Raw genomic sequence first — 12,128 nt, forward strand, 5'->3', positions numbered from 1 at the left:
TCTAGTTTTCGCTGGTCATGCCGGACATCGCGACCAGCACGCGGCGGCTGCCGCCGTACGGTCGACGTCCGTGCGCGACGAGCATGTTGTCGACGATCAACACGTCACCAGCCACCCAGTCGAAGGAGCGCGTCTCTGCTTCGTAGGCCCGGCGGACCTCGTCCATCTCCGCGTCGCCGATCGGAGTGCCGTCGCCGTAGCACACGTCCCGGCTCAGCCCGATGTCGGATGACAGCAGCGATTCCCGGACGCTCCGCGGCAGGGTGGACGGATGGAACATGTGAGCCTGGTTGAACCAGACCCGTTCGCCGGTCACAGGGTGCTCTGCCACGGCCTGGCAGACCTGGGTGGTACGCAGGGTGTCGTTCGGTCCCCACTCGGCCCGGATCCCGTTGCCGGCGCAGAAGCGCTCCACCGCGTCGCGATCCGTGGTCTCGAACGCCTGCTGCCATGCCAGGCCGACGCCCAGCCCGAACTCACGTGTGTACATCACACCGTGCCGCTCGAACCGCTCCCGCGACTGCGCGGAGATGCGCTCCAGCACCCTCCTGCTGTCGGCCAGGGGCGTCTGCCCTCCGTGGCCGGCCGGCACCAGACAGCAGAACCACAGCTTGGCCGGCCACGCGCTGGCGTACGACAACTCGTTGTGCTGCGCGATGGTCTGATCCGCTGGGTACTCGGTGGAGGTGTAGACCTTGTCGAGCTCCCGGGTCCGCGGTGTGCCCCCGTACACGTAGTCCAGCAGGTCGTCGGCGTCGACGGCCACGACCTCGGCGAAGTCCTCGGCGGTCCCGACCGCGAATCCCCGGCACAGGACCGCCCCGGTCTGGTGCAGATGGGTCTGGACGGCCGCGGTGTTCGACCTCAGCCAATCGCCCAGCTTGAGTCCGGAATGCCGCGCGGTCACCACGACCGGCTCGGCTGGTCGCGCGGACGGCGTGAGGTCGGTCAAGTCGGCGAGGGTGGCTCCAACCGCGCGGCGCCGGCTCACCCCGGGCGCAGGAATTGCGTCTGTCATGCTGCACCAGTCCTTTCCATATGCGACATTCGCCTGATCGGCGACAGCCACAACACCGCCAGCGGAAGCAACAGACCGATCCCCGCGACCAGCACGCTCCCCCGGAGGCTCAGGGCCGTCGCGAGCAACCCGCCCAGCAGGGCTCCGATGGGGATCGAGCTCCAGATGAAGAACCGCATCGTCGCATTCGTCCGGGCCAGCAGCTGCTGGGGCGTGACCACCTGCCGGACAGTGATCGCCGCGACGTTGAACACCGGCCCACCGAGCACGTACACGAAGTAGCCGGCGATCAGGACTGCCGGGCCGGCGAACGCCCCGTGAGGAGCCACGGCGGCGATGAGCACGCCGACCGCCACCGCGGCACCACCGAGAACGAAGGCGCGGCCGAGGCCCGCTCGTTCGATGAGGCGACCTGCCACCACGGAGCCGAGCACCCCGCCCACTCCTCCGGCTGCGAGCACCAGGCCGACCGTGGCCGGCGCCATGCCCAGAGTGTTGATCATGTAGAGGTGCTGGATCGCGAGGAAGACGAAGGCGAACAGGTTCATGAGGCAGGCCGCCACCGCGTTCCACAGCAGCAAGGGCGTGCGCACCACGAACGTCAGGCCCTCACGGATCTGCCGCACCAGCGAGGCGGGTTCGTCCTGCTCAGCGGTCACGGCCGGCCGAACCGGACGCACCCTCAGCATCAGCAGGCCGGACACGGCGAAGGCGAGCGCGTCGGCGAGCAGGGCGAACGGCGCCGAGAGCACCTGGACGAGAAGTCCTCCGAGCCCGGGCCCGAGCACATCCGCACCCGAGTGTCCCGCCTCGAGTTTGCCGTTGCCGTCCGCGAGCCGGTCCGGCGGCAGGAGCACGGGAAGGACGGACAGCCCGGCGACATCGCTGAATACGCTCAGCGCACCGACCAGTATCGCGATCACGTACAGGTGGCCGATGGTGAGCAGACCCAGCGCCGCCGCAAGGGGCACTGTGAGGATGAGGACTGCACGGAGCACCGCCGAGGCCACCAGAACTCGGCGCAGGTCCCAGCGGTCGATGAGGGCTCCGGCCGGGAGTGACAGCAGGACGAACGGGACCCGCTCCAACGCGGCCAGCAGGCCGACCTCGAACGCGCTGGCGTGCAGGAAGGCCACCGCGGTCAACGGCAGCGCCACCATCGTCACCTGCGTGCCGAGGAACGACGCTGCCTGAGAGCCCCAGAAGGAGGTGAACGAGGCCTGCCGCCAGAGTGATCTCTGCCTCTCCCGGCCCGCATCCGCCATGGTCATAGCGCGCCTCCGGCTGCTGAGACGGGAGAGCGCTTGGCCAACACCCGATCCAGCTTCGCGCGGCCGGCATCGTCCAGCAGGACGCGCTGGCTCGCCCGCCGCTTGGCGAGAGCGTCGTCGACCAACACTTTCAGTTCGCCGACGGTCGCCGTCTCCGAGGCGATGGCGTGGAGGATGCACTCGAACTCCACAGCGATCTCCTCCACCGTGGCCGGGTCGAAGAGATCCGCCTTGTAGAGGATCTCGCCGCGCAGACCGCGGCTCTCGGGCCAGAGGTCGAACTGGATCTCATAGTGAATCGGCCAGTCGAAGACCTCTGTGTACGCCGCCTCCAAGCCTGCCAGCGCCGGCTCGGCGCCGGCGATGTTGATGAAATCGAGCCATGCCTGGACCAGCGGCGGACGGGCCGGACCGCGCTCCGCACGGGCCGCGTCGATGAGCCATTCGAAGGGAACATCCTGGTGGGCGAAAGCCTCCAGCATGGTGTCCCGAGTGGCGCGCAGGAACTCCACCAACGTCATGTCAGCGGCCGTCCGACTGCGGATGACCAGCGTGTTGACGAACAATCCGATCAACGGCTGCAGCTCTGTCCGCGTGCGGCTGGCGATCGGCGTACCAATCAGGAGGTCATCTTGTCCCGTCCGGCCATGCAGGGTGAGCGCGTACCCGGCCAGCGCGACCATGAACAAGGTCGCTCCTTCCCGGTGCGCCAGCTCTTCCAGCGCGCGGGTGATCGATTCCTCGATGCGGAAGGCGACGCAGCCTCCGGTGAAGGTCTGCGTCGAAGGCCGCGGTCGATCCGTCCGCAGCTGGAGCTCGGTGGGAGCGCCGGCCAACTGCCGTTCCCAATAGGCCAGTCGCTGCGAGGCGTGCTCCGGCGTAAGCCACCTCCGCTGCCACGCGGCGTGATCGACGTACTGCACCGACAGCTCGGGTACGGCCCGATCACCGCTGTACAGCGCGCCGACCTCCTCGACCAGCAGCCCCAGTGACGAACCGTCCGAGACCAGGTGATGAACGGTCAGCACCAGGAGGTGATCCGTCGGGCCGAGTACGTAGAGCACGGCGCGCAGCAGCGGCCCGCGCTCCAGATCGAACGGCCGGCAGGCGTCCTGCCCGGCCCTCGCGCGCGCCTGGTCCTCACGGAGGGCCTCCGGCCCGTCGGACACGTCCACGATCTGCAAGGGCACGGAGATCTCCGGCAACACGCGCTGGATGGGCGGATCTGTCGTGGGAAAGACGGTACGCAAGGCTCCGTGGCGGGCCACCACGGACTGCACAGCGCGCTCCAGCCGATCCGCGTCGAGCCTGCCGCTCAGGCGCAGGCCGATGGGGATGTTGTACACCGCCGTGCCCGGATGCCACTGCTCCATCAGCCACATGCCCTCTTGGTCGTAGGACAGGGGTGCCTGGGACGCACCGGTGGCGGCCAGTTCGGGCAGTGCCGACGTGACCGAGCCCTTGGCCTTCTCCTCCTCGATCTTGGCTGCCAGGGCGGCCACCGTGGACTCCTGGAAGATCACCGGCAGGGAGAGATCGACCCGGAAGGCGTCGTTCAGGCGGGCAACCGCCTCCGTCGCGAGCAGCGATTGGCCGCCGAGGGCGAAGAAGTTGTCGTGCAGGCCGATCCGGTCGACGCCCAGCACCCGGCCCCATACCTCCGCGACGGTTCGTTCCGTCCCGCTGATCGGCGCGGCCCCTTCGGTGACCGCCAGATCCTCCTGGCCCGGCGCCGGCAGCGCCGAACGGTCGACCTTCCCGTTGGCCGTCAACGGGAAGCCCGGCACGCGTACGAACGCTGCGGGCACCATGTACTCCGGCAAGCTCCCCTGGACCAGGGCGCGCAGCTCCGCCGGCGAGGCCGCCTCCCGGGCCGCCGACCGTACGTAGGCGACCAGCCGACGATCGCCCGGCCGGTCCTCGCGCACCATCACCAGGCACTCGGCCACCCCCGGATGGCTCGCGACCACGGCCTCGATCTCGCCCGGCTCCACCCGGAAGCCGCGGATCTTGACCTGCTCGTCGAGCCGGCCGACGAATTCCAGGACACCGTCCGGGCGCCACACGCACCGGTCACCCGAGCGGTACAACCGCTCGCCGGAGCCGCCGAAGGGGTCGGGCACGAACCGTTCCGCCGTCAGGCGCGGCTGGCCCACGTACCCTCGAGCCAGCCCTGACCCACCGATCAGCAGCTCTCCCGGCACTCCGACCGGGACCTGGCGCAGGTTCTCGTCCACCACGTGGACCCGCACCCCGCCGATCGGCACGCCGATCGGCACCACGCCGTCCCCGTCGGCACCCGCATCCACCTCACCGACGACCGCCGTGATGGTCGCCTCTGTCGGACCGTAGACGTTGAGGTGGCGGGCCTTGGGGAAGACCGTCCGGGAACGGTCGGCGTCCGCACGGGTCATCTGCTCGCCGCCCACGATGACCAGCCCGATGTGGTCGGGGCGCGACTCCGGAGAGGACTCGAGCAGGCCGACCAGGCCCTGCCAATGGGACGGCGTCAGATGCAGGACGGTTATGCCGTGGTAGTCGATGCGCCGGACCAGATCGCCGGGCGACCATCGATCGTCGCCGCGCAACACCAGGGTGGCCCCACAGGCGAAGGTGGTGAACACCTGCTCCAGCGACACGTCGAAGCCCTGCGCCAGGAAGTGCAGCACCCGGTCGCGTGGTTCGAAGGCGTAGACCTCCCGCATGGCCGCGGTGTGATCGTCCAGCGACCGCCTGGACACGGCCACGCCCTTGGGCCGGCCGGTCGAACCGGAGGTGAAGATGATGTACGCCGTCTCGTCGGGATGGCCGGCCGTCGCGGGATCGGTCAGGGGCAGGCTCCCGTCGTCCCGGACGTCGTCGAGGTGCAGAGCAGGGATCTCGGCGGTCATCGCCGGGGGAAGCTCATCGTCCGTGACCACGAGCGACGCCCGCGCGGTGGACAGCATGTACGCCAGCCGTTCGGTGGGCAGCTCCGGATCCAGGGGGAGATAACCGGCACCGGCCTTGAACACGGCCAGCATGCCGACGACGAGGTCCGGCGAGCGGCGGACACAGACGCCGACCGTGTCCGTGGGCCTGATCCCGCGCCTGCGCAGAGCATGGGCCAACTGGTTGGCTCGCTCGTTGAGCTCGCGATAGCTGAGCGAGTCCTCCTCGCACACGACCGCGGTCGCCTCGGGGCGGGCGGCCGCTTGGAGCTCGAATCGCCGATGTACGAACCCGCACCCGTCAGGGAGACGCGGGGCCGTACCCTGCGCGAGGAGCTGCTCGTGGTGCTCCGGCGCCAGGACGGAGACCTTGGCCAGCGGAAGCTCCGGATCCCGCGCCATCGTCCGCAGGACGGTCCGGAGAGCGGCGGCGAACTGGGCGATCAGCCGCTCGTCGAACAGATCCTTCGCATAGAGGATGCGTCCGCGCATTCCACTCGCGTTCTCCATGAACTCGACCGTCAGGTCGAACGGAGCGATCTCGACCGGGACGTCGTACTCCTCCACCTGCAGCCCAGGCAGGTCCGGGGTGGGCTGGGCCGGGTTCTCCAGGACGCACATGAGCTGGAAGAGCGGGGTCCTGCTCGGATCCCGATCGATGGACAGCTCCTCCACGAGCTTGTCGAAGGGCAGCTCCGCGTGGTCGTAGGCGGACAGGGAGGTCGCCCGCGTCTGCCGCAGCAGGTCCGCGACGGTCAGGTCCTGCTCGACGGTCAACCGGATGACGAGGGTGTTGACGAAGAACCCCAGGAGATCCTCCAGCTCGCCGCGGTCGCGGCCGGCGATCGCGGTGCCGAAGGCCACGTCGCTCCGGCCGGTGTAGCGGGACAGCGTCAGACCGACGGCGGACATCAGAACCATGTGCAGAGTCGCGCCGTGCCGCTGGGCGAGATCCTTGAGAGCGTGGAGGAATTCGGGCTCCAGCCGGAAGTCGTGGCTCATGCCTCGCGTGGATCGCACCGGTGGCCGGGGGCGGGAAGGCCGCACCTCCGCCGCCTCGTATCCGGCCAGCTGGGTACGCCAGTACTCGAGGTGGCGCTCGGGTTCGTCGCCGGCCATCCACTGCTGTTGCCAGGCGGCGTAATCGGCGTACTGGAGCTCGGGCCTGCGCGGATCCGGCGTCTGTCCCTCCAGGCGTGACCTGTAGATCGCGGACAGCTCGTCGAGCAGCTTCCCCAGCGACCACCAGTCCGTCACGATGTGATGCTGCGCGATCGTGATGATCCACTCGGCCGGGCCCAGCCGGATGGCCAGGACGCGCAGCAGCGGAGGCCTGCCGATGTCGAAGGGGCGGGCCATGAACTCCTTGACCCGCCGCTTGGCCTCCTGTTCTCGGGTCGGCACCTTGCCGAGCCACCGCAGGTCCACCGGCTCCCAGGGCACCTGCGCCTGGTCCACCACGTGCAGCGCGGGACGGCCCTGCGCCTGGAGGAACCCGGTACGCAGCACGTCGTGCCGCTCGATCACCGTGTTCAGGGCGTCTTTCAGCAGATCCTCACGCAGCTCACCCCGGATGCGGAACGAGACGGACACGTTGTACTGGCCGTTCTCCTGCTCGTACCGGTCCAGGAACCACAGGCGTTGCTGGGCGTAGGACAGCCGGCCGTCCTGGTTGCGGACATCCGCGACGGCCAGGGTCTTCCCGGCGTTCTCGACACCGACCAGCGCTGCGAAGTCCCGCAACCTCGGCGCTTCGAAGATCGAGGACAGGGGGATCGCGGTGCCGTACGCGCGGCGGACGTCGGAAAGGACCCGGGTCGCGGCGATGGAGTCGCCTCCCAGGGCGAAGAAGTCGTCGTGCGAACCGACGCGATCCACGCCCAGCACCCGCCTCCAGGTCTCCGCGACGCTCCGCTCCACCTCACCGACCGGCTCAGCGCTCTCCGAGACCGCCAGGTCCTCCTGCCGAGGCGCCGGCAGAGCCGGCCGATCGACCTTCCCGTTCGCGGTCAGCGGGAAGCTCGGGACGCGTACGAACGCCACCGGCACCATGTGCTCCGGCAAGCTCCCCTGCGCCAGGTCACGCAGCTCCACCGGCGACACCGGCTCCCCGCCACCGGCCACCGGCCGCACGTAGGCCACCAGGCGGCGCTCACCCGGCCGGTCCTCACGGGCTGTCACCAGGCACTCGGCCACTCCCGGATGGCGCGCGAGCACGGCCTCGACCTCACCGGGCTCCACCCTGAAGCCGCGGATCTTGACCTGCTCGTCGACCCGCCCGAGGAATTCCAGAACGCCGTCCGCACGCTGCACGCACCGATCACCCGACCGGTACAACCGCTCACCACGACCGCCGAACGGATCCGGCACGAACCGCTCCGCCGTCAAACCCGGCTGACCCGCATACCCTCGCGCCAGCCCTCCGCCACCGATCAGCAACTCCCCCGGCGTCCCGGCAGGGACCGGACGCAGGTCCTCGTCCACGACATGAACCCGGACCCCGTCCACCGGCACCCCGATCGGCACCGTCCCGTCCTCATCAGGGGCCGGTCCCACCACACCCGCCACCGCGGTGATCGTCGTCTCTGTCGGGCCGTAGGCGTTCATGATCCGAGCGCCTTCCGGCAGGAACCGGCGCCAGGCGCGGACGTCGCCCGGTCTGACGGCGTCACCGCCGAGCAGCAGCAGACGGACGGAGTCCAGCGTCCCCTCGACGTCGCTCTCCAGGAGGTGCTGGGCGTATCCGGGCAGCAGGTCCATCACCGTGGGCCGGGTCCGCCTGATCTTCTCGATCAGCTCTGACGCGCCCCACCGGCCGACCGGCACCACGACGCTCGCTCCGCGGACGAGCGGAGTGAGGCTCTGCTCAATGGCGACGTCGACCCCGGGGCGGGCGGCCTGCAGTACGCGGTCGGCCGCCGAGAGCTCATACCGGCCGGCGATGGCGGAGACATGGCTGGAGATGGACCGGCGGCTTACGCCGACCGCCTTCGGCCGCCCGGTCGAGCCACTGGTGTAGATGACGTACGCCAGCTGCTCGGGGAACACGACCGGCTGCGGCCGAAGAGCCTCGGCGTCACCCCGCACGGACTGCGAGACCGGGACGGCGCTGACGTCGCTGAGAGGGAGTGCGGCGTGCCCTTCGGGCACGATGGCGACGCGTACCCCCGCGCCCACGAGCAGGTCCGTCTTCCTGCGCTCCGGCTGTTGCGGATCGACAGGCAGGAACGCGCCGCCACTCTTGAGTACGGCGAGATACGCGACGAGGAGATCGGCGGAAGGCTCCAGAATGGTCGCGACGACGGAATCCGTCCCTGCCCCGGCCGCGATGAGGGCATGGGCCAGGCGATTGGCCCGGAGGTCCAGCTCCCGGTAGCTCAACACCTGATCACCGTGGACCACCGCAGGCGCGTCCGGGGCGACATCGACGCTCCGCTCGAACTGGCCGACGATGTCGATGACGTCTGCGTTCTCGATGACCATCAAGCCTCTCCTGTTTCAACCGGCGACGGACGACGGGGTTCCTTGCCTAAGCGGTGATCGCCCCAGGAAGGGGAGCACGGTCGGCGCCGTTCGGCTCGAAGGTGGCACTTTCGATCAGCCGGTTCACCGCGGCGGCGCTGACGTCCACCGGGGTCGAGCGTCCGACGTTCTCCGCGACTGCGTCGTTGAAGGCGCGCACGTACTGCTTGACCTGGTCGAGAGCCATTCCTCTGCGCATCAGGTAGAAGACGCTCCACAGCTCGAATCCGCTCTGCGGCAGCCAGATGGACTCGCGCGTGTTCAGGAACATGTCATCGATCACGTCGGCGGCCTGGCCGGCGGTCATCGTCCGGTGTCGCCAGTTGAACATCGAGCCGGACACGTCGAACTCAGCGCGCCGTTCCCAGATGGGCGTGATCGGGTCGGCGTACCAAAGTTGCGGCCGGAAGAAGTCCGGCTGGGCCTCGGCCAGCAGGCTGCGCGTCTCGTCCACGGTTTCCCTGGTCTCGCCGGGAAAGCCGATGATGAGATTGGCGTGCGTGACGATGCCGACCTGCCGCAGCCGCGGGATCGCCCGGAGATAGTCACGCCGGCGCGCGGTCTTGTTCATCGCCTTGAGCATCTGGTCCGAGCCGGATTCCACCCCGAGGAAAACTCCTTCGCAGCCCGCCTCGGCCATCAACTCGATCGTCTCGTCATCACCGTGGTCGCTGCGATAGAACGAGTTCCACCGGAATCCGTAGTTCTTCCGGATCATCATTCGGAGTATTTCTTTGAAGCGCACCTTCGGCACGTTGACCGTGTCGTCGATGATGGTGAGATTCGTGACCGACGTGTGCTCGCGGATCCGGTCGAGTTCCAGCTCCACCAGCTCGGTCTGGAGATAGACGTATTTGCCGGAGCGCGCGGGGAACCCACAGAACGAGCAGGAGAAGGGGCAGGACTTCGCGGTGCGCAGCGTGACGAAGTTCCCCAGCGGGCTGAACAAGCTGTAGTCCACCATGTTCTGCTCGAGCGGGTTCCGCTCGATCTCCTCGTCGTTGAAGACCCATTCCCCGTTCTCACGGAAGATGACGTTCGGGATCCCGCGCAGCGACTTGCCCTCCCGGAGCGCGGCCAGCACGTTCACCAGCGTGTTCTCGCCTTCGCTGCTGACCACGTAGACATCTGCGCCGACCAGGTTCAGCACCTGGCTGAAGGCGGGGCGTGAACTCTGCCGTGCGTAGTTGGCCACGAACGGGCCACCGACGATCACCTTCGTCTTGGGGCTGTGCTCACGGACGAACCGCACGACCTCGACAGCGGGGTCCGGCATGACGTACAGAGTCGTGGTGACCGCCACGGAGAGCGGCTCGTCGGCGAGCACGGCCGCGAACCGTTCCTTCTCGTCCTGGAACAGGTTGACGTAATCGAAGGAATAGCCGTGCCGGTGCAGGAAGGAACCGAGATAGGTGATGGTGGGCCACAACATCTCGAGATTGTGGTAGCGGCGGTCGTCACCGTACCCGTCCACCACGCGTTTCCGGGTGAGAAAGTCCAGGGCCCGGGTGGGCACGCCTTCCCACTGCATGAAGGCGAGCGACAAATCGCGGTACGCGCCCGAGTCACGACCCATTCCCGCGACCATCTCGACCTGCGTCGGAAAGTCACCGTCGTTGTGTCCGACGATTACGCAGTCCAACATCACAGCCTCCTCCGAGTCACACAACCCCTGAGACCGCAACTGGCCGAAGTTGGCGAGGTATACGTGACCGACACGGATTGGTTACGGCGATCATTGCGGTGTCGTAAGTGCGACGCAATCCGGAGCGAACCAGATACGCGACCCTTGACAAGCCCCGCGCTTTTGCCGTAATGAAATCAACCACTTGCTCAGGCTCCGGCGAGATCCGCTCGGTATTTCCGCACGCTGCCGCCTTCAGCCCCGTTCACGCTCGTCCGGGGCGTCCTTCCGCCAGACCACGCTGCAGGGCAGAGACATGAAGCCGCGCTGGTGCGCCGAGTGCACACGCCGGGAGCCGGCCATGTCGAGGTCGTACTCGGCCACATGCCGGGCGACCTCCTCCAGCACGGTCGGTATCTCCAGCGTCGACAGGGCGGCACCGAGACAGAAATGAGGGCCGGCGCCGAAGCTGATCATTTTTCGCGTGTCGCGGTCGAGGTCGAAGCGGTCCGGGTCGTCGAACACTCGGTGGTCGCGGTTGCCGGAGGCGTGCAGAAGCACCACGCGGCTTCCTGCCGGGACGGTCGTGCCGTGCAGCACGAGGTCACGGGTCGTGGTCCGTGAGGTCATCTGGCTGGAGGAGTCGAATCGCAGCGTCTCACTCGTCCAGTCCCTGAACCGACCGGCGAGTCCGGCTCTCTGCACGCCGGGCACCCGCCAGCCGTGATACCAGGCATTGCCCACGAGCTTGCTGGTCGACTCGTTCCCGCCGCTGACGATGAGGAAGATGAACGCGATGATCTCTTCGTCCCTGACCGGCCTGCCCTTGATCTCTGCTTGGGTGAGCATCGAGATGAGGTTGTCGCCAGGACGGCGGCGCATGTCGGCGACCAGCTCCTTGTAGTAGGTGCCCAGCCGGAAGGCGGCGGCGAGATTCGCTGGCGTCCGTTCGTCCGAGTCGTGCTTGCGGGTGTTGAGCAAGTCGGAGTCCTGCCGGATGGTGTCCCAGTCCGATTCCGGGATGCCGAGCATCTCGCAGACGCCGTCGGTGGACACAGGGGTGGCCAGGTCGGCGGCGAAGTCGAAGGTGTCCCTGTCGAGCAGGGGCCGCAGCCGTCTCCGGGTGAGCTCTCGGATGCGCGGCTCGCGCCGGACGACGGCGCGCGGCGAGAACACCCGCTGGATCAGGCCGCGTACGACGGTGTGATCCGGCGGATCGAGGGCGAGGAAGAAGACGTTCTTGTACGCCTGTGGCCCCGACATGGTCGGCTCCAGCGATATCCCGTCGCGGTTGGTGAACGTGGCCGGGTCGCGCATCGCGGCCAGAACGTCGGCATGCCGGGACAGCGCGAAGAAGTCACGCTCCTCGTTCCGGTAGACGGGGGCGTGTTCCCGCATCCAGGCGTAGAAGGGGTAGGGGTCCTCCTGCACCTGGTACGAGAAGGGATCGTACGGGCCGGGCAGAGCCTCGGCCGCCCAGGGGTCACTCGCGGCGGCACCGCGCGCACCATGCATCGACATTCGCCGAGTGTCCCGGCACCGTCTGGTCGGCAACCTTGTCAGAACCTTGCGAACCTGTCGCCCGACGACAAGATCGCGATCAGGCCGTGCGCGCGAGACTTCGGGGCAACCGATGGACGGAGGAGGGGTTGTGCCCGCGGTCGTTACTGTCCAGGCGCCGAGGAACGAAGACGGCAAGCCAGGACAAATAGATCTCCACAATGGCGAATCAGGGACCTTTGGCACCTGCGCATGTGGGCAGT

Annotated in this window: 5 protein-coding genes; all 5 read right to left on the reverse strand. The window is 68.2% G+C overall.

Annotated features, from left to right (window positions below; genetic code table 11):
* Position 1 precedes the first annotated feature (1 nt).
* The 5 genes from ACTWPW_RS18205 to ACTWPW_RS18225 all read right to left on the reverse strand — a co-directional run bounded on the left by ACTWPW_RS18205 (position 2) and on the right by ACTWPW_RS18225 (position 11,886).
* The gene (locus tag ACTWPW_RS18205) at positions 2–952 is read right to left on the reverse strand and encodes a TauD/TfdA family dioxygenase (RefSeq protein WP_443169353.1); all 951 of its coding nucleotides are present in this window, start codon (positions 950–952) and stop codon (positions 2–4) included.
* A 62-nt stretch (positions 953–1,014) separates the two neighbouring features.
* Positions 1,015–2,289 carry an MFS transporter gene (locus ACTWPW_RS18210; RefSeq protein WP_443169354.1) on the reverse strand — a complete coding sequence of 425 codons (1,275 nt, stop codon included), beginning with the start codon at positions 2,287–2,289 and terminating at the stop codon, positions 1,015–1,017.
* Entirely contained in the window at positions 2,286–8,702 is a 6,417-nt protein-coding gene (locus ACTWPW_RS18215) for an amino acid adenylation domain-containing protein (protein WP_443169355.1), read from the reverse strand. Before ACTWPW_RS18215 ends, ACTWPW_RS18210 begins: the two co-directional genes overlap by 4 nt.
* Positions 8,703–8,748: 46 nt before the next feature.
* Entirely contained in the window at positions 8,749–10,386 is a 1,638-nt protein-coding gene (locus ACTWPW_RS18220; RefSeq protein ID WP_443169356.1) for a PhpK family radical SAM P-methyltransferase, read from the reverse strand.
* A gap of 234 nt (positions 10,387–10,620) precedes the next feature.
* Positions 10,621–11,886: a cytochrome P450 gene (locus ACTWPW_RS18225; protein WP_375111106.1), complete on the reverse strand. Its 1,266-nt coding sequence runs from the start codon at positions 11,884–11,886 to the stop codon at positions 10,621–10,623.
* Positions 11,887–12,128 lie beyond the last annotated feature (242 nt).

It is taken from the genome of Nonomuraea sp. KM90 (assembly GCF_052246675.1).
In the GTDB taxonomy this organism is placed as follows: domain Bacteria; phylum Actinomycetota; class Actinomycetes; order Streptosporangiales; family Streptosporangiaceae; genus Nonomuraea.